This is a genomic window from Bacillus alkalicellulosilyticus (genome assembly GCF_002019795.1).
Classification (GTDB): Bacteria; Bacillota; Bacilli; order Bacillales; family Bacillaceae_F; genus Bacillus_AO; species Bacillus_AO alkalicellulosilyticum.
Genome location: NZ_KV917381.1, coordinates 528,985 through 554,205 on the forward strand (window position 1 = coordinate 528,985; position 25,221 = coordinate 554,205).

At 37.7% G+C, this 25,221-nt stretch carries 24 protein-coding genes; 16 read left to right on the top strand and 8 right to left on the bottom strand.

Going from position 1 to position 25,221, the window contains the following annotated elements:
• Nucleotides 1-9: 9 nt before the first annotated feature.
• The 3 genes from BK585_RS02710 to BK585_RS02720 all read left to right on the top strand — a co-directional run bounded on the left by BK585_RS02710 (nt 10) and on the right by BK585_RS02720 (nt 2,798).
• Nucleotides 10-234 (top strand): twin-arginine translocase TatA/TatE family subunit, encoded by a 225-nt coding sequence (locus tag BK585_RS02710; protein WP_078551626.1) that lies wholly within the window; start codon nt 10-12, stop codon nt 232-234.
• Between the two features lie 174 nt (nt 235-408).
• On the top strand, nt 409-1,914 hold the full coding sequence (locus tag BK585_RS02715; RefSeq protein WP_078551628.1) for a C39 family peptidase: 1,506 nt from the start codon (nt 409-411) through the stop codon (nt 1,912-1,914).
• A gap of 140 nt (nt 1,915-2,054) precedes the next feature.
• Entirely contained in the window at nt 2,055-2,798 is a 744-nt protein-coding gene (locus tag BK585_RS02720; protein WP_078551630.1) for a YqjF family protein, read from the top strand.
• Between the two features lie 258 nt (nt 2,799-3,056).
• Here BK585_RS02720 and BK585_RS02725 read toward each other — a convergent pair whose 3' ends face one another.
• Complete coding sequence (locus BK585_RS02725; protein WP_078551632.1) at nt 3,057-4,460, bottom strand: sensor histidine kinase; 1,404 nt, start codon at nt 4,458-4,460, stop codon at nt 3,057-3,059.
• Nucleotides 4,453-5,151 carry a response regulator transcription factor gene (locus BK585_RS02730; RefSeq protein ID WP_170885455.1) on the bottom strand — a complete coding sequence of 233 codons (699 nt, stop codon included), beginning with the start codon at nt 5,149-5,151 and terminating at the stop codon, nt 4,453-4,455. The genes BK585_RS02725 and BK585_RS02730 overlap by 8 nt, the downstream gene beginning before the upstream one ends.
• Nucleotides 5,152-5,392: 241 nt before the next feature.
• On the opposite strand from BK585_RS02730, the gene BK585_RS02735 reads away from it, so the two are divergent.
• The 3 genes from BK585_RS02735 to BK585_RS02745 all read left to right on the top strand — a co-directional run bounded on the left by BK585_RS02735 (nt 5,393) and on the right by BK585_RS02745 (nt 9,684).
• Entirely contained in the window at nt 5,393-7,603 is a 2,211-nt protein-coding gene (locus BK585_RS02735) for an MMPL family transporter (protein ID WP_078551634.1), read from the top strand.
• Nucleotides 7,596-7,997, top strand: a complete 402-nt coding sequence (locus tag BK585_RS02740; RefSeq protein WP_078551636.1) for a hypothetical protein — start codon at nt 7,596-7,598, stop codon at nt 7,995-7,997. The genes BK585_RS02735 and BK585_RS02740 overlap by 8 nt, the downstream gene beginning before the upstream one ends.
• 259 nt (nt 7,998-8,256) lie before the next feature.
• Nucleotides 8,257-9,684, top strand: a complete 1,428-nt coding sequence (locus BK585_RS02745; RefSeq protein WP_078551637.1) for a VanZ family protein — start codon at nt 8,257-8,259, stop codon at nt 9,682-9,684.
• Between the two features lie 211 nt (nt 9,685-9,895).
• Here the strand turns inward: BK585_RS02745 and BK585_RS02750 are convergent, their stop codons facing one another.
• Nucleotides 9,896-10,825, bottom strand: coding sequence for a ferritin family protein (locus BK585_RS02750; protein ID WP_078551639.1), 930 nt, complete (start codon nt 10,823-10,825; stop codon nt 9,896-9,898).
• A gap of 221 nt (nt 10,826-11,046) precedes the next feature.
• On the opposite strand from BK585_RS02750, the gene BK585_RS02755 reads away from it, so the two are divergent.
• From BK585_RS02755 to BK585_RS02775, 5 genes are all read left to right on the top strand, one after another.
• A complete protein-coding gene (locus BK585_RS02755) occupies nt 11,047-11,466 on the top strand; it encodes a DUF3237 family protein (RefSeq protein ID WP_078551641.1) in 420 nt (139 codons plus the stop codon).
• A gap of 308 nt (nt 11,467-11,774) precedes the next feature.
• Nucleotides 11,775-12,113, top strand: coding sequence for a PadR family transcriptional regulator (locus BK585_RS02760; protein ID WP_078551643.1), 339 nt, complete (start codon nt 11,775-11,777; stop codon nt 12,111-12,113).
• A gap of 1 nt (nt 12,114) precedes the next feature.
• On the top strand, nt 12,115-12,462 hold the full coding sequence (locus tag BK585_RS02765) for a DUF1048 domain-containing protein (protein WP_078551645.1): 348 nt from the start codon (nt 12,115-12,117) through the stop codon (nt 12,460-12,462).
• A 156-nt stretch (nt 12,463-12,618) separates the two neighbouring features.
• Entirely contained in the window at nt 12,619-13,392 is a 774-nt protein-coding gene (locus BK585_RS02770; RefSeq protein ID WP_078551647.1) for an ABC transporter ATP-binding protein, read from the top strand.
• On the top strand, nt 13,382-14,131 hold the full coding sequence (locus BK585_RS02775; protein WP_078551649.1) for an ABC transporter permease: 750 nt from the start codon (nt 13,382-13,384) through the stop codon (nt 14,129-14,131). Before BK585_RS02770 ends, BK585_RS02775 begins: the two co-directional genes overlap by 11 nt.
• 298 nt (nt 14,132-14,429) lie before the next feature.
• On the opposite strand, the gene BK585_RS02780 is transcribed toward BK585_RS02775, so the two are convergent.
• Complete coding sequence (locus BK585_RS02780; protein WP_078551650.1) at nt 14,430-17,525, bottom strand: glycosyl hydrolase; 3,096 nt, start codon at nt 17,523-17,525, stop codon at nt 14,430-14,432.
• A 464-nt stretch (nt 17,526-17,989) separates the two neighbouring features.
• Here BK585_RS02780 and BK585_RS02785 point away from each other — a divergent pair, with 464 nt between their 5' ends.
• The 5 genes from BK585_RS02785 to BK585_RS02805 all read left to right on the top strand — a co-directional run bounded on the left by BK585_RS02785 (nt 17,990) and on the right by BK585_RS02805 (nt 21,613).
• The gene (locus tag BK585_RS02785) at nt 17,990-18,487 is read left to right on the top strand and encodes a hypothetical protein (protein WP_078551651.1); all 498 of its coding nucleotides are present in this window, start codon (nt 17,990-17,992) and stop codon (nt 18,485-18,487) included.
• A 119-nt stretch (nt 18,488-18,606) separates the two neighbouring features.
• Complete coding sequence (locus BK585_RS02790; RefSeq protein ID WP_078551652.1) at nt 18,607-19,032, top strand: hypothetical protein; 426 nt, start codon at nt 18,607-18,609, stop codon at nt 19,030-19,032.
• Nucleotides 19,033-19,212: 180 nt separating this feature from the next.
• Nucleotides 19,213-19,710 carry a hypothetical protein gene (locus BK585_RS02795; RefSeq protein WP_078551653.1) on the top strand — a complete coding sequence of 166 codons (498 nt, stop codon included), beginning with the start codon at nt 19,213-19,215 and terminating at the stop codon, nt 19,708-19,710.
• A 221-nt stretch (nt 19,711-19,931) separates the two neighbouring features.
• The gene (locus BK585_RS02800) at nt 19,932-20,501 is read left to right on the top strand and encodes a sigma-70 family RNA polymerase sigma factor (RefSeq protein ID WP_078551654.1); all 570 of its coding nucleotides are present in this window, start codon (nt 19,932-19,934) and stop codon (nt 20,499-20,501) included.
• Nucleotides 20,498-21,613 (top strand): DUF4179 domain-containing protein, encoded by a 1,116-nt coding sequence (locus BK585_RS02805; protein WP_078551655.1) that lies wholly within the window; start codon nt 20,498-20,500, stop codon nt 21,611-21,613. Before BK585_RS02800 ends, BK585_RS02805 begins: the two co-directional genes overlap by 4 nt.
• A gap of 89 nt (nt 21,614-21,702) precedes the next feature.
• Here the strand turns inward: BK585_RS02805 and BK585_RS02810 are convergent, their stop codons facing one another.
• The 4 genes from BK585_RS02810 to BK585_RS02825 form a co-directional block, all read right to left on the bottom strand.
• Nucleotides 21,703-22,635: a sensor histidine kinase gene (locus tag BK585_RS02810; RefSeq protein WP_245805768.1), complete on the bottom strand. Its 933-nt coding sequence runs from the start codon at nt 22,633-22,635 to the stop codon at nt 21,703-21,705.
• Between the two features lie 14 nt (nt 22,636-22,649).
• A complete protein-coding gene (locus tag BK585_RS02815; RefSeq protein ID WP_245805769.1) occupies nt 22,650-23,402 on the bottom strand; it encodes an ABC transporter permease in 753 nt (250 codons plus the stop codon).
• Nucleotides 23,399-24,310, bottom strand: coding sequence for an ATP-binding cassette domain-containing protein (locus tag BK585_RS02820; RefSeq protein WP_078551656.1), 912 nt, complete (start codon nt 24,308-24,310; stop codon nt 23,399-23,401). The genes BK585_RS02815 and BK585_RS02820 overlap by 4 nt, the downstream gene beginning before the upstream one ends.
• Before the next feature lie 93 nt (nt 24,311-24,403).
• On the bottom strand, nt 24,404-25,084 hold the full coding sequence (locus BK585_RS02825; protein ID WP_245805770.1) for a response regulator transcription factor: 681 nt from the start codon (nt 25,082-25,084) through the stop codon (nt 24,404-24,406).
• Nucleotides 25,085-25,221 lie beyond the last annotated feature (137 nt).

A 25,221-nucleotide genomic window follows, 5' to 3' on the forward strand; every position in this document is an offset into this window, starting at 1 on the left:
TGACCATCAATGCTATCTAATATTGGAATCCCCGGTTTAATTTTAGTGCTTATCATAGCTCTAATCATCTTTGGCCCATCGAAGCTCCCAGAAATCGGCCGAGCCTTTGGCCGTACCTTAACTGAGTTCAAAAGCGCAACGAGAGAGCTTGTTTCGGGTGGAGATGAAGACAAAGAAGAAAAGAAATCTAATTTAACGGCTGTAGAAAAACAATCAGATAACAAAGCGGTATAAGCAATCGTACAAAAGGTGTAGACAAGGAAACTGGTCTGCACCTTTTTTTCTAATGTCACAACTAGTACTATCTAAAAGTATTTAACAATAAGTGTAAATGTTTAAGTAACCTTTTTCGTATGCTGTCGTCTTACTTTATAGAACAACAAAGATAAACTAGAGAGGACAATCAGGATGAATCAATTACTGAAAGTAGAGAATAAAGGGGTTTTGCAATTATTAAGGACTATGTGTGTAGTGGTATTGGTTTTAATCACTAGTTCGTGCCAGGCAATGACAAATGTGCAAACGGAAGTCCCGAATCATCAGGACAGCAACAACGCCGAAAGTGGCGATACAACAGAAGTGATTAAACTTACAGCATTTCAAAAAGATATCGAATATCTAAGAGGAGAAGGCGTAAAACTCCCAGACTTAGAACCGGATAGCCACATAGACATAGATACCCTGGCTTCTGTACTCGTTGAAATTTATGAAGCTCTTGGTGGTGAGTTCGATATATCCATGCTCAATCCTAAAATGGAGGCAAGCGATTCAGTAAAGAAGTTAACAGTAATTGATGCATATGATCCACTATTTTTTTATGATTATGATGAAGCTGCTGATTTGGAATATACCCATACAGCATACTGGTTATTGCGTTTTCATGAGTCCCTTCAAAAAAGGCTCTATGGCAAGGGTAATATGAATGCAACGGTAGAGGATTTACTAAGGCGCATGAATCTAAGTACAATTTTGTATACATGGTCACAGGATGCTACCAATCGAAAAGAGTATGAGGTACAAGATTTGCTAGAAGAGGAGATAGCTTTAAATGAGCAATTAACTCGGTTCCTTGCAGCTGAGATGATGGTTACTGCGTATGAAGATATTAAGGGCGAAATTCAAACGAACGATGAAGTTAAACCTGAAGATACCGATAATATCAACGCTTGGAAAGCTAATGGTTTTTTCTTCTGGACAGATAATTTTGAACCTGCTAAAACATTTACATTAGAGGAGATTGATGTTTCAGTAATTCGTATTTTCGACAGCCAACTGCGCATAAACATGGATTTACATGTGGAAAACGCCCCTTATGGTGCAGTCATCTCAGCTCTCTCGTATCTCATGGCTTCTTATAAGGATATTGAACAAAGTCGGATAGAAGAAATTATTGTATTGAACGAACGTCCTTATGATTGGTATGTTTATCAATTCGAGACAGGAGAATACAGCGATGTCAATTGCATGCCCGCCTCTGTTGAGATGGCTATGCGATACCAAGGTCTTCCCAATATACCGACTACTGAAAACTTACGCAAGGAAAACCCGTTAAACGGATTAGGGTGGCACTCTGTGATTGCCCAAGATGTTATGAACCAATATGGATTACAGTTTTCGGTTTCATCTGGACTGAATATTGATGATATGATTAATGAGCTCAATCAAGGCAACATCTTATTTGTAATGTTCCGAGAAATAGATTCTGATTTTGGGCATGCAGCTATAGTAAAAGGATACTGGAAGGTAGGCGATAATATTCGATTCATTCTTTCCGATCCAGCCCTTAATCAGATAGGGTTATTTGGTTATCCGGAAGATATAAAAGATGCAGAAACGTTAGTAGAAGATATAGATAGGCACTCAACAAGTTATGTGATCATACCAAGAGATAATAAGGTGCATGACAACCAATAAAGCCATCATAACTTCCACACCCAATAGCCCTTCATCTTTTGCAAGGGCTTATTGTTGTAGATGAATATAATAGATGAGAAGATATAGGATAAGAGTGTGGATTTTGGAATAACAAGAATTCACAAAATGGAGTGAATGATATGTATCAAGAACTAAATGAAATTGACCACCGCCCTTTTCCGCTTCCGAAGAGCCCATGGCTTATGACGCAAATGTGGGACCAATTGCTTTTTATGCATTGGCCGATTCCAGTTAAAGAATTGAAACAGCATCTACCGTCTACACTTGAGTTAGATACATTTGATGGTACGAGCTGGGTTGGTGTTGTTCCATTTGCGATGAATAATATAAGGATGCACGGCTTGCCACAATTTCCTTATGCTAAATCCTTTTTAGAATTAAATGTGCGAACGTATGTGAAATATAAGGGGAAACCAGGTGTTTATTTCTTCACATTAGATGCAAACCATAAGCTATTTGTCGCTGCAGCAAGAAGATTCTTTTCACTTCCATACGTCAACGCTGACATGGAGTTGATAGATGTGAATGGCACGGTTGATTTTAAAAGTGAACGAACACATCGAGGCTATCCAGCAGCAAGTTTTCATGTTGCCTACCGCCCAACATCCCCTGTTTTTACTGCTACAAAAGGAAGTCTTGAAGAGTGGTTAACCGAGAGATACTGCTTGTGGACGACGAAAGGCAAGCATGTTTATAGAGGAGACATTCATCATGTAGCGTGGGAATTCCAACATGCAGAAGCGGAAATTAAAATCAATAAGATGGCTTCATTTTTACCAGAAGCCTGTTTTGATAGTGACCCACATCTTTTATACTCTCATTCAAATCGCGCTTTTGTGTGGATGCTAGAGCGCATCCGATAATGTAAATCTAATAATTAACAGAGTAAAACTCTAGTTCTCCGTTGTCTTAATGAGAAGTTAGTATGAGGTTACCTACTAGCGCAAAAAGAGGGAGGGACAAAAGGTTGTACTGAACCTTTTGCTCCACCCTCAAAGCAATGAGCGAAACCGCCACCTTCTTTTAAAGCCCGTTGTGAGTGGGTTTCTCACAACGGGCTTTGTGGCGAGTGAAGCCAGTGCAGATGTTTTAGCTAGTTCTGTCCCAGCCCCTTTTGTAGTTTATTCAGACAGTGGGAGTGAAAATGCAAAGGTTGTTCCTTCACCAGGGATACTGCTCACTGTAATTTCGGTATCATGTAAATTCATGATTGATTTGACGATAGCCAAACCGATACCAATGCCCGTCTTGTTTGTTCTTGCTTTATCTGTTTTATAAAACCTCTTCCATATGTGTTCTATCTGTTCTTTAGGTATGCCTTCCCCTTGGTCTTGGATTTTAATATGCACATGACTTACATCTTTTTCTAGATATACTTTGATTTCTGATTTGTCAGGTGATATTTGGATTGCATTTTGTAACAGGTTAATCAGAGCTTGCTCAATTCGGTCTGGGTCAGCAACGACAAAGAACTCTTGATGATCGGGAATAATTTGAAGATTAATATCTTTAGTGTCTAAATGTGGTTCTAGTTTGACAACAAGCATTTGCAATTGTTTTGTTAGGTTGTATTTTGTAGGTGCTATTTTTATCTGTCCAGCTTCTAGCTGTGTCATGTCGAGAGTATCATTCACTAACTTAATCATGCGTTCGGTTTCATCTTTCATCAGTAGGTAATAATGTTCTCTTCGTTTTTCGGGAATGGTCCCATCAAGTAAAGCGATCAAGAACCCTTTTATCGATGTTAACGGAGACCGTAAGTCATGCGAAACGTTGGCAATAAACGTTTTACGAGTTTCTTCCAAACTGTTAAGTTCTCTAGCCATATAGTTAAACGATTCTCCAAGTTGACCCATTTCATCACGCGTCTTTATATCGACAGTTTTAGTAAAATCGCCTTTGGCAAATTGCAAAGCGGTGTTATTCATCTCTTGTAATGGGGCCGTAATTTTTTTTGAGATGAACCAAAGGAAAATGCCTGCTACGGCAATAATAATTGCAAATGTAATCAAAATCATGAATACCATTTGTCTGTATTCGTGGTCTAAATCATGAAAAATCATCACCATCACGAGCGGACTACTGTTAGGGTTGTCTTGTAATGGTAGGGGGGAAGCAATGAAATAACTCAGGAGGCCATCCGTCCAACCACCCTCAGTAATCATTTCTCCTCGAGTGGCTGATTGTATCCACTCTTGCTGAATGTGATTTTGTTGAATTACGGTACGATTTGGAGCAAACACAATTTCTCCAAATGAATCAAAGATAAAAATGCTAATATCCTTTTGGCTTAACGCCGGTTGAAGGGAGGCTGACGTTTCGGCTTCACTCCAATGAAATTGATCACTTGCTTCAAAGGTGGTAGTGATTTGGTCGTAATGATGCAAGTACGTTTCTTCATACTCGTTAAAAAGATTAATATGAAACAACCCAAGAAAGAGAAGTCCGAATAAAGTAAATGAAATAAAGATGATTAAAGCATAACTAAGAAATAATCTTGTAAAAATCTTTTTTGTTTTAAGCATTCTCTTTTTCCTCAAATCGATAGCCTATACCACGTATGGTTATTATGGACCACAAGGAGGAATAGGATGCTAATTTATCTCTCACTCGTTTAATATGAACATCAATGGTTCGTGGATCTCCATCGAATTCATATCCCCAAACGCGGTCTAATAATTGCTGTCTTGAAAGAACTTGGTTTGGGTTAGAAGCAAAACAATGAAGCAGTTCGATTTCTTTTGGTGGCATCTTTACCTCTTGTCCTTCTACAAATATTTTAAATTCCTGCATGTTAACTGTAATATTAGAAAACGTCAGTTCTGCTTTATACTCTTCTGATAAGATGGTCCTTCGTAGAGCTGCTTTCACCCTAGCGCATAATTCATTAGGGTCAAAAGGCTTTACAATATAGTCATCTGAACCAATTTCAAGTCCTTTTACGATATCATAGCTTTCTCCTTTTCCGGTGAGCATAAGAATCGGAATTGTTTTATCTTCTAAGCGAATCGTTTTACAAACTTCCCACCCATCCATCTTGGGCAACATTAAATCTAATATAATACAGTCTGGTTGTTCATTAAAAAACATCTCGAGTCCAGATTCCCCATCATATGCGGAAATGGACTGAAATCCGATTTTCACCATATACAAATCAATTAATTCTACAATATTTGGATCATCCTCTATGGTTAATACTTTTATTGAACTTCTCATAACAGCGCATTCCCTTTCTAAACCGTAGTCCTATATTTAAAACACTTTATCTATGGAAAAGAATATCTTTTTAGTTTTACACAGAAATATGAATAGAGCGTTAACAGTTTGTTCAACCTTGAAAAATATTATTTTGTTAACGTTATGTTCATATTCAAATATTACTATTTATTTTGCACATATGAAAAGACAATCAATGCTATTCGTATAGTGTTAAAAAAATAGGAAAAGAGGCTTTGTTATGGGAAAGTTAGCTAAGTTCGCGTCAGATCGTAAAGGCGTTTGGTTGATTTTAATTGTGTGGGTAGTGATTGCTGGATTATTGAGCATCGGACCTTCCGCAAATGACTATACCGTAAATACAGGGGAAAATGATTTACCAAAGGAAGCGCAGTCAGTCCTTGCTCGAGAAAAAGTAAGTGAATATTTTTCTGATGACGGTGGTCTTCTAGCGTTACTTGTTTTTAAGAATCAAACAGAGTGGAATGAATCAAATGTTTCTGAAGTTGACCAAGTCAGCCTTTGGCTAGAGGAAGAAACTGAATTAACGACGATTGACTCTGTGGTTCCGTTTCATCAATTTCCTTATCATGTAAAAGAAATGTTTGTCTCAGAAGATGGTTCTACAATCGTTTTACCAGTCATGTTGTATGAAAATCTTGAGATGGCAGATATCAATAACACAGTAGTTGAAATACAAGAATACAGTCAGTCAGTGCTAGAAAGCGGTACATTAATGGTTACAGGTCCTGCTGGAATTGCATCTGATACAATCGCAATCTTTTCAAATGCGGATCTCGTTTTATTATTTTCTACAATACTACTAGTTCTTATTTTGCTCATTATCATCTATCGTTCACCTTTGCTAGCAATTATTCCTCTCGTTGCGGTGGCATTTACTTATCAAATCGTAGACCGAGTGTTGGGACTATTCGCAGCAAACGAAGTGTTTGTCATTGAATCACAATCATTATCAATTGTGATGATTCTGTTATTTGGGGCAACGGTTGATTATAGCTTATTCGTCTTTTCACGCTTCAGAGAACAATTAAGATTAAGAGAAGATAAACACGAGGCTATGAAAGAGGCTGTACAAGGAGTCGCTGAACCGATTATTTTCAGTGGAGGAACCGTATTTGCAGCGATGCTTGTCTTACTTCTTGCTCAATATGGACCATACCAAAACTTTGCACCCGTTTTTGCAATCACGATAGCAATTGTGTTACTTGCTGGGATTACATTAATTCCTGCTTTATTTACAATTGTGGGACGTCGTTCATTCTGGCCATTTATACCAAAAGTAGGCGAGAAAACGTTAGAAAAAAATCGCTTTTGGGGAGCCATTGGGTCATTTGTAACAAAAAAACCTTTGTTTGCAGGAGGGTTAGTGCTTATTTTTCTTCTCATTAATGCATCTAACCTTGGAAATATCCAATACTCTTTTAATATTATTCAATCTTTCCCAGAGGATATGAATTCCCGTGTTGGGTTTGAACAAATTGAAGAAAGTTTTCCTGCAGGGGAACTTGCACCAACTACCGTGTTACTGGAGAACAAGAGTGGTTTTACTTTAACAGAAGAAGAGATAGTCGCACTTGAAAATCTGAATGAAGAGTTTTTACAAATCAATGGGGTAAGCTCGACAACATTTCCGGAGCGAGAGCAAATTGTACTAGAGTCTAGTCAGGGACAACGTTTGGTAAATGAAACAGGACAAGCTTTAACGTTTTCTCTCATTCTATCTATGAACCCCTATCATCAAGAATCACTTGATCTCATTGACTATTTAAATAGTAAAAAAGATGATTTGCTAGTAAAGAGTGGGTTAGATATTGACCATTATTCATTATATTTTGCTGGCGAAACAGCAACATCAGCAGATATTCGAGCAATTAGCGACAGGGATACGTGGGTTGTTGCTTTCGTGGTAACCTTTGTTATTTTAGTGATGTTAATTTTTCATACGCGTTCAGTTATAGCACCGTTATATATGATGGCTACCATTTTACTCTCCTTCGTATCGGCACTGGGCTTTAGCTGGTTTTTCTTTGAGTATGTGTTTGGGTTTGAAGGGATGAGTTACCGAATCCCGTTATATTCCTTTGTTTTCTTAGTCGCGCTTGGTGTTGATTATAATATCATGTTAATTTCTCGTATTCGTGAAGAAAACCGCCATTTTACGATAAAAGAAGCGACACAACGAGGGGTGGCATTAACAGGCGGCGTGATTTCGTCAGCAGGTTTAATTTTAGCTGCTACATTTGGAGTATTGATGACACAACCGATTTTAGAGTTATTTATGTTCGGGTTTATCGTTTCGATTGGTATTTTAATGGATGCTTTTTTAATTCGAGGGATGCTTGTTCCATCCATCGTTACATTGTTAAAAGATTGGAATTGGTGGCCGTCTAAAAAACAAAATCACAATCAAGTGAGGTCTCATAATGAATAGAACAAAACTATTACTACGCTTTTCTGCGATTTATTCAGTAATTGGTGTTTATATTGGCTCACATATGGCAGGGCAAGGTTCATATTTGTTTCGCCCTATTCATACACACATATTAGTCGTTGGATGGTTATCTTTATTTGCCTTTGCAGCTTTCTATGCTATATACGCCATCCCTAAACAGTCAAAGCTAGCCGTATTCCATGTTTGGAGTGCTATTATAGGGACTTTTGGTCTTACTGCTGGTATGTATACGTATTACTTCAAACCTGAATGGGTAACTGAGACGTTTTCTTTACTCTTTTTCATTACAGGTGGTTCGGTTCTGATGTTAAGTTTTGCTGCATTTGCTGTGATGACATTTATTTTTGGCCAAAAAATCATAGATAAAGAGTAAAAGATGTAGTTGTCGATTTCGCTTCAAGGTCAGGATAAAAGGTAAGCAACCTTTTGTCCTGACCTTTTTTTATTTAGAAAACAGTAAGTGACTAAATTGTAATAATTAAGTCATTTAATAGTCACCTTTCAAAAGTAAAGTATAGTCATACGAAAGAATTGGAGGAGGTAAAAAGTATTCTGAGAGATTAGTGTTAAGCTGTAATACTTCACAACGTGTGGAGAATTGAAATAAAAGAAAGTAATGGAGGATTTTATAAATGGATATACAAATAATTTTGAGCAAATTATTGCCTATAGCGCTGATTGCACTAGTATTGGCGTTGGTGCTAATAGGAGTAACGTATGTTTCTTACAAAATATATAGAAAAAGAGGCGGAAGTAAAGCCGTAACCAAAATTCAGTTTGTTACGATATTTTTATTGTTAGGTTGGTTTGTCGTCGTTATGGTGTTAACATTCTTCAGCAGGGGAGAAAATTTTGAAGGGTGGGTTAATTTTCAGCTTTTCAGCGGATATGTCAATGCATGGAACCAATGGTCGTTGAGTGAATGGCAACTTATTATCTTTAACATGCTAATGTTCGCTCCACTCGGATTTTTGTTACCGCTTCTCAGTCAAAAAACTCGACGGTTTTTGCCTGTTTTTATCCTGTCACTACTAGTTACATTAGGGGTTGAATCTTTTCAAATGGTCTCGCGTAGAGGTATCTTTGAGTTAGACGATATTCTACACAACACGTTAGGCAGCATTTCGGGTTTTCTTTTAATGAGTTTAATCCTCGACAGTGTTGAACGGAGAAAAGTATCGGTAAAGTCTTTAGTGAAGGCGTTAGCTATCCCGCTTGCTTTTGTACTTTTATTTACCGGGGGAATGGTAGTTTATCACTCGAAAGAATTTGGTAATCTTTCTATTCGACCAGCGATTACGCAAAATATGAATCAAGTTGAAGTCGTACTAAATACAGATTTACCAGAGGATGCCGAGCCAGTGTCCCTGTATTTCAACAGTCAAATCCATAACCGGATATATGGAAAAGAAATGGCGAGATTAATGGGTCGTTCTTTTGATTTGCTACAAAAAGGTGGCATGGGTATTGAGGGACATAATCGAATATGGTCCTTTCGTGACAATGAACAAAATGATTATTATTTTAATTACTCTTTACATGATGGAGGATGGTGGTTATTAGCTGAAGGCGTTGACATTATGCCACTAGAAGGGGAAGAACTTAGTAAGCAGAGAGATTTCTATGAAAGCTGGATGCTTACAAACGGTCTATTGCCACAAAATACTAGATTTGAATTACAAAGTGAGGACACACTTCGATGGGAAATTACACGGTCCGTTACAGACATTGCTCGTGAGGATCTTGATTTTGCGGAGGGCGTTATTATGCTCAAACCATCTTTGGAACATCAGATACCACAAGATTTATACTATTTTATGAATGAGAACAAATTCGTACGCAAGGTTGACATTATTAGTCCAGTTCAAGCTTATGATGAAATCGTTAAGGGGAATTTTTATACTTTTAATAAAATGAGTAAGGGAGACCAACTCAATGTTAAGCAATATGAATTGGCCTACACGTACGATTCAAAAGGATATTATCAACCTGTTTACAAATTCATAGGAACGGTAAATGGAGAACCGTGGGAGACGTTCATTCCGGCATTGAGAAATTGAACGTAAGGACGACAATAATGAAATAACAATTATTTTTAAGCCTTCCTGATTGGGGGGCTTTTTTATTTAGCGTTAAGACGGAAACTGGATAACAAGCAACAATTCATAGAGAAAGATGTACATATAAGAAAAAGAAGTAGTGCTATGTAATAGAAGAGGCGGAACCCCTTCTTACTTTCCGGGTTAAATGCTTTGTCAGTATAACATTCAGCTAGACTCTTGCAAGACCTCTTTCAAATGCTGCAAGATGATTAAAAGAAGCATTGCGAAGTTGTGTAAAAACGGTCCGAACATCATCAGGAATTGTAAGTGTCAGAAATTTTTCATACATAGAAATATTCTCTATTTCCCCCTGAACCCCAGAAGCATATGCTGCTTTAATACTTTCTGGGGTTGAAACTACTAATTGTGATTCATCGTCAGGTATAGGTATCTGATAACGTTCAAAAAGTGGTAATAAAGCATTTATATGCTTTAATTCAGCTTCTTTTATTTGTGCGAATGTACGAATATACCCAAAGTTTTTTAGAATATTATCATATCTAGCTTGTGCTAAGTATTCGTCTTGAAGCGCATAAGTTAACATTTGAGGTAAAGATAAAGTGAGAGCACTTAAAGCTCCTTCAGCACCATAATTTTGAGTTTGCCTATTTGAGTGTGTTACATTTGGACTTTTTGAAAGAAAAAACAAAAACCATACAGCGTGATTTTGTTCATCTGCCGCTGCCCGATGAAATCTTTCTTTAATAGTAGGTTCTTTTGCCTTATCAGCTATATCTAAATAAAAATCAACTGCATCTTGTTCATCTTTAAATGCAAACTCGATGCCATCTCTATAATTGTCTGGACATTCCTCGATAATTTGGTAAGATGGTTTTTTTCCTGTTAAAGTTGTGAAAATTCTGCTAAATTGCTCAAGATGACGTTGTTCATCTTTTAGTATTTCATAAATTCTCTCGCTTTCATCCTTTGACTGAGCAAGTTTTGCTAACTTATCATAACAAATTACAGCACTATACTCCGCGTTAATTGCTTTTTGAATATCATTTACAATTGGACTTTCATTTAGCTCATTTGCCATTTGATAATAGTTATTACGATCCTGTGGAACGTAATGATAAAAATATGAATTATAATACATAATTCTCCTCCTTACGTGTTACCGATCAAAGTATTATATGCTTTTCGGATAGGTTATTGTGCAGAAGAAGCGCAACTAATAAAGTGAGATTATGAATATGTAAATGAGTAAAAATGGTTATTAGGAGGTGTAACGGACTTTTTTAGTGCCTCGATTATAATAGTCGGTTACTATTAAAAAGATAGTGTGAATAAGGACATTCAAAAACGAGGTGAATTTAGATGCAATTGGAAGAGGTGTTCACAGTTCATGTGAAGATTGAAAAGACAATTGAACTAAGTAATAACGATGGTGATTCGGTTGTCATGATTTCATTTTCAGGGAATGTGAAAGGGAAATATTTCGAGGGTACCGTACTTGAAGGAGGAATAGATACTCAAATCATAGGGAAGTGTGAGGGACAGCATACCCTTTCCGCTAGATATATGCTTCAAGGAAGAGATAGTAACGGACAAGACTGTGAAATCTATATTGAAAACAACGGTACATTTAATAAGAATTTAAAAGGAGCACTTTTCAGAACGTATCCCAAGATAATTACAAATAGTAAACAGCTGTCATTTTTGAATAATGATATCCTCGTTGGAGAAGGTATACCTAGCGATACTGGGGTAGATATTAAGATTTTTAGAGCAATTTAATTATTATTTAAGTGATATTCATATTAGATTTGATTAACGACTAGCCTTGAGGAGCGATATTCCTGTAGTGAGGATTGGACCTCTATTTTTTTATGACACACTTATGAGATCAAAACCCTCCTGATTAGGAGGGTCTTACTTTATAAAATTCCGTGAAAAAACGTCTGATATAACATGCTTATTTTATGTGAAAGAATTTGCTTGACGTGATAGACTATTCTGTATTACTATATAATAGTACTATGTGTTACTGAATACACGTGATACAGAGTACTAATGATTATATCAAAACTAAATGGGTGATAAATTTGGAAAATATCACAGAAATGCTCAAAGGGGTACTCGAAGGTTGTGTACTTGAAATTATCAGTCGCGGTGAAACTTATGGCTATGAAATTACACAGCATTTGCGAGAACTTGGTTTCGCAGATGTGGTTGAAGGCACAGTTTATACGATTACCATGCGGCTTGAGAAAAACAACCTTGTGAATATCGAAAAAAAGCGATCCACTGTGGGACCACCGAGAAAATTTTATACTCTCAACGAAGCAGGCCAAAAGCAGCTTGAACTTTTTTGGGGGAAATGGAATTTCATCTCAGGTAAACTAAATGAACTTAAGACTAAAGAAATCAAAAGGAGAAGGTAAAATGAGTTTATTTGAAAAAATTATTGGAAGTCTTGAAGAAAAACGGGAGTGGAAGGCGATGGAGGCGCGTGCTAAGGCATTGCCAAAGGATTACCATAACGCTTACAAAGCTATTCAAAAATATATGTGGACTGCTGGTGGCATCACAGACTGGAAGGACATGGGGCGTATCTTTGGTGGTATTCTTGAACTTTTTGAGGAGGGGGTAGCGGAAAAAAAGAAAGTCACTGACCTTACGGGTGAAGATGTGGCAGCATTCTGCGACGAACTAGTGAAGGATACGAATACTTGGATGGATAAGTATCGTGCGAAGCTAAACGAGACGATTAGGAAAAGAGAAAATGAATAGAGGTTTTGGACTGAATAGATGAGTGAATGTGAAAGTTCGTCACCGCTATTCAGTTATATTTTACCTCGGTAGTAAGTAATACAGAATATCCGTATTACTTACTAGTTTAATTTTAAGTAATCTAGCGCTATGAACTTTTTATAGGGAGGAAAAACCATGAGCAAATTAGCTATAACTGTAAAAGGGTTAAAGAAAAGTTTTAAAAACAAGCAAGTACTAAAGGGAGTCAATTTTGAGGTGCAGCGTGGTGAAATATTCGCATTGCTAGGCTCAAATGGGGCTGGAAAAACGACGATGGTAAACATCCTCTCGACACTGTTGAAGCAAGATGGAGGTGAAGTCAGTATTTGTGGCTTCGACGTCCAGCGTCAGCCTGATCATGTTCGTCAGAGCATCAGCCTTACAGGACAGTTCGCAGCTTTAGACGAGATCCTCACTGGGCGGGAAAACTTGGAGATGATCGCCAAGTTGAGAGGAGTTTCCAACCCCACTCAAGTCGTCGATTATCTTCTAACAAGATTCAGCCTGGTCGATGCAGCTAACCTCCGCACTGACAAATATTCTGGAGGGATGAAGCGTCGTATCGATATCGCCATGAGTCTCATTGGGAAGCCAGCAGTCATATTTCTCGACGAACCAACGACAGGGCTTGATCCTGAAGGCCGGATTGAAGTCTGGGAAGCTGTCAAAGAGCTTGCCGATGGTGGCACGACCATCTTGCTGACGACGCAATACTTGGAGGAAGCTGAACAACTTGCGGACCGTATTGCCATCTTGCATGGTGGGAAAATCATCACAACTGGTACACTTACCGAACTTAAAGAAATGTTCCCACCAGCGAAAGTGGAATACATTGAGAAGCAGCCTACTTTAGAGGAAATATTCCTATCAATTATCGGAAAAAAGGAGGAACATGTAAATGAAAAATAAAACAGGGGTATTACTAGAGAGATTAATGCGTAACATCATGCGTAGCCCGGATACCATTATTACGGTTGCGATTACGCCAATTATGATGATGCTACTATTTGTTTATGTTTTTGGTGGTGCTATAGAGACAGGTTCCGAGAACTACGTTAATTATTTATTACCAGGAATATTACTGATGGCTATCGCATCGGGCGTCGCTTATACTTCCTTACGGTTGTTTAATGATGTGAAGAGCGGTCTCATGGCACGTTTCATTACTATGCCTATAAAGCGCTCATCGATTCTGTGGGCTCACGTGTTGACCTCACTTGTGTCAAATACGCTTACGGTTGTGTTAGTTATCCTTGTTGCTCTCTTAATGGGCTTTCGTTCCAGTGCTGATATCCTGAATTGGATCATTGTTGCTGGAATACTCGGACTATTTACACTGGCACTAACATGGCTAGCGGTGATTCCTGGATTGAAAGCAAAGTCTATGGAAGGGGCAACTGCCTATGCATACCCACTGATTTTTCTACCGTTTATCAGTTCGGCCTTTGTCCCCACCGAAACCATGCCAAAAATTGTCCGCGCATTTGCTGAGAATCAGCCTGTGACATCCATCGTAAATGCGATTCGTTCCCTTTTGTATGATGGATCTGTCGGCAACGATATTTGGTCCTCGCTAGCCTGGTGCATTGGTATTATGGTCCTCGCTTACTTCTTTGCCAGTAAAGAATTTAAACGGAAGTTAGGTTGAGATTACTAGTGTAAAAAGCTAAACATAAAGACACTTTCTTGCAATACTAGGTATGTACGATTAAAGATAAGGGGGTTTGGTTAATTGATTAACTAATACGAATCGTCATCAATATATATGACGGATGGATAGGCAACGGCATAAACTTAAGAGAAGGTTTATTAATAGAACGATGTAGAACAGTTAAACAACTTAGTAAGTTTTAACTAAGAAATGCACTAATTGGATACGGAATGGACGTATTTACTCAACCCTGTATTATAAACAGAGCATAGGCTTACCCCATGCTCTGTTCTTTTTAATGTGTATACTTATACCAGTCTGTTGAATATTGAGGTCCTGATTTCTCATAAGTAAAACTAAATTCAATCGTGTCTCCAGGCTGTATGTTTCCAACAACTCGGTTCCATTGCCCACTGTTTTCATTCATGCGGTAATTGAGCTGTGTCCCATTATTAATTCTGAGATGGATGTCTACATAAAGGGCAGGTGTTGTAGGGTGAAAGTAAATCGTTGTCTCATTTGTATTTTTATTCGCTATTCCTGCTTGATAGTCATCATGTGTAATGGTCTCGTCTGTATTTCCTTCACTCTTCGAAAATTCAAACCAATTCACATTCATCAAATCATTAGTATTGTTGCCGGTAAACAAGAGATACACATCATGGATTCCTGAAACATCAACATCGGAAGACACGGTTTGCCACTGTTGCCAGCCACCTGTATTTGCCACATCCACGATACCAATAACGTTTCCAGTGATACTACCTAACCTAACTTCAATTGTTCCTCCATTCGTATCAGATGCTACACGAACATCGATAGAAGACGCCCCCGTACCGAAGTCAACTGAATTAAATTTAACCCAATCGCCGTTAGCGATCCAGCCGATGTTTTCCTCGCCATCAACGTCTTGTGTGGCTTCGGTTTGAATCCCGTTCATGTCATCATAGCTTTGAGCTTGGATTCTAGTAAAGGCGTCTCGTGGTGCAGTAGGGTCTGTTGGATCTTCAGGTTCAGGGTCTTGAGGGTTTCCTGGGTCAATTTCTCCATCCCCATTTCCAATGTTAAAACGGTGAGGTTCTACCTGTACTGTGTGTCCATCAGAAAAGCGTACAGTGATTGGTTCATTTGAATAGTTATAGGCGATATAGGTACGTTCTCCATCTTTGGTAAACACAGCATAGGTTGGATGGTCTGCTGTAACTGTTGGATCCACTTGGCCCAACTCATGTAAATTGTGAATCCAGTGGTATGTTTGTGCTTTTGTACTGCCTCTTTCGATGATTTTCTCATCGCCTGGATTAAAGGAACCGTATTGGTCAATGGATGCTTCCATTTGCTGAAGTGCATCAGCAGGGTTTGTTAAAGCACGGTACATCCAAACCATATTGGACCATAAATTCCAATCAGTTGAGCCATTTTGACTTCGTAAGGCTTCATAGGCTCGTTCCACATAATCCGGATGATGTCCTAAGTAAAGGGAACCACCGTGAAAAGGCAACCAACTAATCGCATACTTTTCTACCATTCCAGACTGCCACCAAGTCGCATGGTCCATTTTTCCACCCCAATTAATGGTGACAATTTCAGGACCATATTCCTCTGGTAAAATTTCTTGGTGCACATCGAAGAAATATTCATTTATTGCGCTCATCTCAGTGGTGTATAAATAAATGGCTCGGTCGCGTAACTCGGTATTCCCTGTTGCTTCAGCCCATAGGATAACATTTGTCCACGCATGCATCGCTTCAGATGAAGACTCTTGGTTATTTCCAGAATCAAATGTTGCTAACCCATCTGCCCATGAATTACCGGAGTACGGGTCAAACATGCGAATGTATGGGAATAATTCGTCATTGCGGTCTGCTGCAAAATCTCGAATTAATAAATCTACCATACCACCCCAGTTTTCGGAAGAAGCCCAGTCTGCATCCGTTCTAGCAATTTCAGCGGCAGCTTTTACAAAATACCCGTAGTGGAAGTGGTGGTCATTGATACGAGTTGCGGAACTATGTGCTGCATGGTAGCCTAGCAACGTTCCCCAATTCTCGTTATAGTAAAATAGATTTTTACCTTTTAAATTTCCGTTGCTATCGGTCGCTTGGAACCAGTCTTCTAAAATCTGACGTAATTCATTGCGGAATTGGTCGGCAATCTCCGTTTCTCCCATTTGATCTGCGATAGGAGCAAGTGTTGCTAGTTTCCCTAAGTATTTTCCTAATTCATACGTATCTGAACCAGTAGGGTAGTGAGACTGTGCATCTTCAAGGTACCCTATTAAACGATTTCGGTCATACTTTCCTAAGTCCGGTAATGTCGGTAAAACACCGGTAAATGTTAGATCCGTAGTGAATTGTTGTCCAGGTAACATCAACATATTTCCACGAATGGTTCGGATGCTGTAATCCGATAACAACTGGGATTGAGAACGGTCGGCTAAATGTCGATACTGGTGAGGGTAAAGAGCAAATAACGTTCCATTTGGTGCACCATGTACTTTTGCCTCTGTTTCTACTTTATACGTCGTTGTCACCTTTCCAGTTGCTTCATCATAGCTCCAATCCGCTATGGCCTCTCTAACGATAGAATATGCATATTCTTCATAAGTATTTAACATCTGGACACTTTGGTCGGGTAGTTTGGCTACAGAGATATAATCGCTATTCGCAGCTAATGTCTTTGAATTTAAACCCGTCCAATTGGTACCAGGTGGGGCAAAGGCAGCATAATGTTTATTGTCATGTGTTGAAAATCCAATGACATTTCCGCGATTCTCCCAAATTCTTGGCTCTATATCAAAAGACAGCTGTGCTGTTCCACCTTCATATTCTGCAAAGATAAAAGGCGAGCCAACACCATATGTGACACGCATCTTATTTGAACCATCTTCTAATAATCCTCTAACATACCAATCATTATAGTCATCTACGAGAGAATGCTCGAAGCGATTCGTTCTTGAGTGACCAATTAAAAAGTCAGTTCCTATTGCTCCATTAATGTGCCATGTACCTGCTGCTTTATTTTCATGAACGACCATGTTGTGGGGAGCGTCGTAAAACACATGCAGTCCTTCTTGACGGTGCCTCACACTAAAAGGGTGTGGATAATGGTTCATGGAGAATCGTTCAACAGCTAAAGAACCCCACCATGTATTCGTTTGCATAGGTCCTGTCACATTACTCGAGCGATAGATTCTTTCTGGCGGTTCTCCCTGTTGTGCTTGAAACCCAGGGTCAGTAATTCCTCCGTAATCAATCGTAGGGAATACAGAAGAGTAGCTTCCTTTCCCAACAGAAACTTCGTTTGAATTCGCCATTGTTCCTCCAATTGGTGGTAGTAGTAGAGTAAAACACAACAACAACATAAAAAACCTAACTCTTTTTCTTCTCATCGAATTCCTCCTTTTAATTAATCAATACTACTTGGAAGTTCACCTCCTCAATTATCCAAAGCGCTTTCGGAAATATCGCAAGAAAACCGGAAGCGCTTTCGTAAATGCTCAGATTGATTCTATAACAGGGTGGTAAAAACATCAACACTATTATCAGAATAATAGTAAAATTCATTCGGAAGTTCTATAAAATTAACAAAATTATACACACGTAGAGGTGTACCAAAAGTGGGGGAAAGGTGGTGTTTTTTTATGGGCATCTAAGCGAAAGTGATTATGGAATCAATAAGCTTAAAGAATATAAGGAACTTGATAAGTTTTTCAACTGCTACACATTACAGTACAAACTATGAGAGCTTTAACAAATAGCAAGAACATAACCTTTTATTTGAACTATTGTTTTAAAGTAACTTCAGCGGTACAATTTAGTAAAAGTTATTGCGATAGAGTAGGTAGGTGACGCTATGCAACGCAGGAGAATCATCCGATTTCTTATTATATTTCTATTCCTCGCGGTACCCATTTGGTTGTTCTTAAATTACTTGAAATACAATGTAGAATATTACCAACTTTTTAGAGACCAGCGTGAGTTGTTTGAAGCAGTAAAGGATGAAGTGGAAAGTATCGATGATAGTAAACTAGATTTCACCAGTAATGGCGAGACTATACTCCTTTATTATGCTTCTAATAAATTTCATGATGAAGTGCCATGGAGTTTACAGGACAAGATTAGGCAACTCAAGAAATTATCAGAAGAGGAACTAAGTAAACTGAGTTATGTTGAGAGTGATGAGAAGAACCTCCTCATCTTCACTTTTGACTGGGAACGAGTCAACGGAGATACCTATCATATCGTGTATTGCAAAAATGGAGAGGTAGTTGAGAGTTATTATAGCGATAAAGATGTTGAATATGACTTGATAAAGCTGGATGATGATTGGTATGGAACGAGGATAAGATAAGTCGAGAGGCATGTTAAACAAAACAAGTAATATTTATGTACCGTTAGAATCATTCATTGTCAAATGACTCTAGCGGTAATTTTATGTAAAGCTATTGCATAAAGAAGGTAGGTGCCACTATGCAACGCAGGAGAATTATCCGGTTTCTTATTATATTTCTATTAATCTTAGTAACCAGTTGGTTGTTCTTGAATTACTTGAAATACAATGTTCGATATTACCAACTTTTTAAAGAACAGCGTGAGTTGTTTGAAGAAATAAAGGATGGAGTGGAAAGTATTGATGATACTAAACTAGAGTACACAAATGAAAATTGGGGTGCCTTCCTTTATATTCCTTCCTATCAGTACCATGATGAAGTGGACCCAAGTTTACAGGATACTATTAGGCTAATGAAGGTCTTATCTAAGGGTGCACTAAGTAGACTGACATATGATGAGAGGGATGGGGAGAACCTTCTAACCTTCACTTTTGACTGGGAACGAGTCGATGGGGATACTTATCATATTGTGTATTGTAAAAGTGGAAAGGTAGTCGAGAGTTAATTTCGTGGTAAAAATCTTGAATATGACCTGATAAAGCTGGATGATGATTGGTATGGAACGAGGATAAGATAATTGTTAAACAAAACAAGTAATATTTTGTACCGTTAGAAACATCATTGTCAAATGACTCTAGTAGTAAATTTAAATAACTACTATTGCATAAAGAAGGTAGGTGCCACTATGCAACGCAGGAGAATTATCCGGTTTCTTATTATATTTCTATTAATCTTAGTAACCAGTTGGTTGTTCTTGAATTACTTGAAATACAATGTTAAATATTATCAACTGTTTAGAGACCATCGTGAGTTGTTTGAGACTGTAAAGGATGGAGTGGAAAGTATTGATGATAGTAAACTAGAATACACGTATGAAAATTGGGGTGTTTTCCTTTATAATGCTTCATATCAGTATCATGTTGAGGTAACCCAGACTTTACAGGATAATATTGGGCAAATTAAGGTCTCATCGAAAGGTGCACTAAGTAAACTTTCATATAATGAGAGTGATGGGGAGAAGCTTTTAACCTTCGTTTTTGACTGGGAAGGAGTCAACGGAGATACCTACCATATCGTGTATTGTAAAAGTGGAAAGGTAGTCGAGCGTCACTATCGCGATAAAGATGTTGAATATGACCTGATAAAGCTGGATGATGATTGGTATGGAACGAGGATAAGGTGAGTAAAGAGGGGTTTGGTGAATTTCTATACATATCACCAACATCAAGGGAGAGTTTCCAGAAGGGAACTCTCCCTTCTTTTTAATAAATATTAGTAGTGAAAAATCACTTCTCTACTCTCCTAAAAAAAATCAACAGAACCGTCCCTTATATGAGAGATTTTTTCTTTTTCTCCGTTATATTAAATGTAAAAGCTTTTACAAAACTGGTAAGGAGCATGTATATGCAAATAAATGAACGTAATTTCATAGAACAATTACAAAATCAAAATGAAGATGCATTATCTTACATTGTTGATCGTTATTTGCCCTTAGTGAAGGGAATGACCAATAAAATTCTAGCACCGTTATCGAACAAAGGTTTAATAGAGGAATGCACGAATGATATTTTCTTGTCGATATGGAATCATGCTCTAAAGTTTAAAGGTAACAATGAAATCGAATTTAAAAAATGGGTGTTTGCCATCGCTAAGTTTAAAGCGATTGATTACTACAGAATGGCAAAAAACCAAAAAGAAATAAGCTCTGATGTTATAGCAGGAGAGGGAAACAAGTCGGCAGAAGATGAGCTCTTACTTATGGAGAGTCGAACGGAGCTTGTGAACTTACTGAATCACTTATCTCCAGTCGACCGAAATATTTTTATTATGAAATATTTGTTAGGCATGAAGACAGACGATATTGCTGAAAAGCTTAGTATGACAACATCAGCAATCGCAAATCGGCTACATCGTGGCAAAAAGGAGCTTCATGAATTAGGGAAACAACTAACGTTAGGAGAGAAGCTGGGATGAAAGATATATATGAATCATTAAATGATATCAATATCGACGAAAGTGAAATTGAAGAGATAGAAGTGAGTCCTCTTGAAAAAAGAAAGGTGAAAAAAGCACTCAAACGAGCATTACAAAAAAAACGCACACCGCAATGGAAAAAAACAATCGTAGCAGCATCCATACTAGGTGGACTATCCATGATAACACTCGGTTTGACATTTCCAACATACGCATCGAATCTCCCCTTCCTAAGTGATATTTTTGCAATGTTTAACTCAAATGATGATGAGTTTTATACTAATTATAAAGAAAACGCAAGTGAGCTTAACCTAGTACAAGAAAGCAATGGTATCACAATAACGTTAAAAGACGCTGTGTACGATGGCAAGTCGGTCACTGCTACTTTTTTCATTGAGTCAGAAACAGACCTAGGAGAAACCATATATGGTATAGATATGATGCTCATTAAGAAGGTCTCGAGTTTAACAGGTTATGAAGAGATTAAGAAGATAGGCGAAAATCAATATGTCGGAATAGTTAAAACAACGATAATCGATGAAATAGAGCTAAAAAATCCAAAAGTGACGTGGAATATAAACAAAATTAAGAATGGAGATACGATGGAAGCAATTGACGGACAATGGTCATTCTCCTTTTCGCTAGAGGAAACAAATCATACGATTCAAAATGTGTACCAACAAACGATAAAAGAAGGCGTAAAAGTTCAAGTGGAAAGGCTGACAAATACTCCGATGTCTACGATTGTTTTCTTCAACTATGAAGCCGATGATAAAGTTCAGGACTTATGGGATTATGTTCATGTCATGATTGAAATGAGGGATGACCTCGGAAATGTTTATCAAGGAAATCCAAACGGAGGGATGGGGATAGACCATTTTAATATGAGTATGAGCGAAACATTTGGGAGAATAGACCCTGCAGCGACAAAACTTATTATTACGCCTCATGTTAGCTATGGTCATCACACTTTTAGCGATGAAAATGAAGTTACTCGTTATGAAAAAGACGGAGTAGAATTTGCTCAATCAGAAACGACGGTTACTGAAGCAGATGCTGTAAATTATGAAGAAAGTATTTTAGACGAAATCATAATTGAATTGGTGAAGTAAACGATTAAGAATGAGTAGTAAAGATAGCATGTAATCTCTCATTTGACAGAGCCACTGTTTGCAGTGGCTCTCAAACCAATCGATTTTAGTTAGCACTCTTTATTCAACTTTACCCATTTCTTAAACGTGACTTCTATCGAAAATTCATTGTCCTGGACATCGGCAACGACCGTGCCTTCCTGTTTTGTAATAAGCTGTTGCACTATATGAAGTCCTAGTCCATGCTGTCCGCCAGTCCGACTCGTATCCAACCGGAAACTTCGGTCAAAGATTCGATGAAGGTCATGTCGGTCAACTTGGTCAACATCATTAACTGCTCGTAAACGGACATGATTTTCGTCTTCAATTAAGCTAATTGTAAAATAGCTTTTGGCATACCGTAATGCATTTTGAATAAGGTTTGTCACAATTCGAGTTGTTGCCTTTTTATCAGCTAAAATAGGAGATACGCTCACGTCATCTACATGTATGTTTAACTGGCTTCTTTCAAAATCATCATAGAACAAAACCATAGATTCGAGGATGATTTTATCCAAAAACTGTGGCTCCATTTGTAATGGTTTGTCCGAAGAATCAATTTGTGAAAGCTCATAGAATAAATCGGCCATCATCGTGAGATTGTCTATTTTCTTTTGAATAATAGATTGGTATTCATTTTTTTCAGCTTCAGATAAATCCGGATCTGTTAACAGTTCAGAAAAGCCTTTAATTGAGGTTAAAGGTGTCCTTAAATCATGAGAGATATTTGTAATTTCTTGCTTTAATTCTTTTTCTCTTTTTACCATTGTTTGTTGGTCTTGTTTAAATAAATAAATGAGCTGGTTGATTTTCTTGATGAAACCAATCACGATTTTACTATGAGAATGCGTACGCACGATTTCATTGGTACCAAAATTGCGAATGATGTCATCTAATTGGTTCGTCATCCTCCTCATATCCCAGTGCAAAAGCAGGATGGTCGCGATACAACCGATGAGGAGAACACTTAATATAACGATTATCAACCAGCTAATCAATTCCATTCATTCCATCTCCATCAATCAATAGTTTGTGTAGTAAATTTCCTTGCCCCTATGAGTAAAGAAAGCACTGAAATGACGATTCCAGTAATCCAATAGCGATAATCAAGCTGAGCTCCTTGTCCGATATAGCTCATAAGGTTTTCATTTAAGAGTGTGCTTGGTGCATAAAGATATAGTTCATGTAACCCCGTCACAGAGCGGAATAGAATCCTTAACAAATCACCTGATAAGAAGAATAAAAAGAGTAGTGTCATAATGATATAGATTTCACCGACTTTTCCCATTCGGAGAGCATGAATGATAAAAAAGCCGCTAATGACAATCGGTACCATATTTACACAAGCTATCAAGAAGTATAAGGCGGATTGTTCCTCATTTGCGAATAGACTTTCTCCTAATGCAATTGTTAAGGCTAGACCAATCACACATAACAGCATAAAGTAAAGTAAGGTTAGTAGAAGTTTTGACCAAAAAATGGTGTTCCTAGATATGCCAAATGATACAGATTGTTTGAGTAAAGCCGTATCTTTACCAGTGAGAGCGACGTTAAAGAGTAAACCTACGATCATAATGAGGAACCCAGCACTAACTACGTTTGAATAAAAAAATTGACTCGTTCCATACGGGAAATTTGGGTCGTTCTGTTGAGCAAAATGTAAAACAGTCGCTGCTACTGTGATACATAATAGACCAATCACACTTGTGACATAGAGACTTTTTTTGCGAAGGAGACGATAATTTTCGCTTTTCATATAATTCATCATCATTTTGCTTCCTCCACTAAGTCTAGGAAATACTCTTCTAATTTGAGGACTTCAATTTGAAACTCCATCACGACTACACCATTGTCGTTTAATAGTCGATTAATCATGCCGCTTTCTTCTACATGGTTTTGAATGGCAATTTGCCGATTAGGAAGAACTTTAAACTGAATATCAGAATAAGCTTGTTCTAGTATTCTCGCTGTTTTTGCAGGGTCATCCACTTTCAGTAGGATTTGTTTTTTACTTTTTTCATCTAAATCTTCTTTGCTTACATCATCAACAAGGACACCATTTTTGATAAATACAAAACGCGAAGCAAGCAATTGTAATTCAGTTAAGATATGGCTGGACACTAAAATGGTGATTTGTTTTTCTTGATTAAGCTTCAATAATAGCTGACGAATTTCTCGAATTCCCTCAGCATCTAAGCCATTAATCGGTTCATCTAGCACCAAACAATCAGGGCTACTTAAAAGACAAAGTGCAATCCCTAATCGTTGCTTCATTCCCATCGAGTACTCTTTAAATCGTTTCTTCTTTTGATTAGATAAGCCAACAATTTGCAAAACCTCATAGATGCGTTCTTTTTCAACAATCCCTCTTTGAATTCGGAAATACTCTAGATTTTGAGTGGCCGTAAAATCTGGGAAGAATTCTGGGGTCTCTATCATAAACCCCATTCTCTTTTTGGCATTAACCAATTCTTTTCCTGATCTCCTAAATAGAAAAAGCTCTCCTGAAGTTGGATGTAATTGTCCAGACAGCATTTTAAAAAACGTTGACTTTCCAGCTCCATTTTTCCCAATTAGTGCACAAATTTCGCCTTTTTTTAATGAGAAATTCAGTGGCTTGATGACTTCTTCATTCTTAAAGGTTTTCGTTAACTGAAAGGTTTGAATTATCGTATCCATTTGGGTAACTCCTTTGTTTATTCTTTATAATTATAGTGTAGCGAAGGAGGTTTTAATTTCCTTTAAGGAAAACATAAAGAAATCATAAAGAAATTAAACCAGCATAAATCCGACTCCCCAAACGGTTTTGATGTATTCATCTGAAGTGACCTCAGCGATTTTTTTACGGATATTGGAGACATGAACGCTAATGGTGTTGTCATCGCCAACGTAGGTGCCTTTCCAGATTCGTTCATAAATTTCCCTTTTTGAAAATGCACGCTCTGGATGACTTACAAATAAGGATAGAATGTCAAACTCTGCATTTGTTAGTTGCAGTATTTTATCGTTTAAAGAGACAGATCGTTTTTCTGGATGGATTGTAAGGCCACGCCAAACTTGCACTGGCGTTCGTGAGGAAGGAGTACTTGATTTCCGTAATTGAACTTCAACTCTTGCCATGACTTCTTTTTGGTCAAAGGGTTTGGTGATATAATCATCTGCTCCCATTTTCAAGACGTGTACTTTGCTATCGATGTCCACCTTGGCTGAAATCACAATAATGGGGATGGAGCTCTCTTCTCTGACTTGTTTAATTACTTCTTCTCCGCTTTTACCTGGTAACATCAAGTCCAATAACATTAAATCAAACGTATGATTTTGCAGCTGTAACAAACCTTCTGTACCAGAATAAGCGACAATTGTGTCCAAGCCTGATTTCGTTAAAATCAAGCTTAGTAGTTTATTAATTTCTGGATCATCTTCAACTAGTAACACTTTTTTCCTCTCAACCAAAATCATCACCCCTAAAATGCACTATCTCCTTTGATTATAACTGATTATTATTTTTATAGAAAAATTATTGACAATCTATCCACACGGGCGTATATTAATGACATCGATAATCATTATCAATAAAAACACATAAGGAC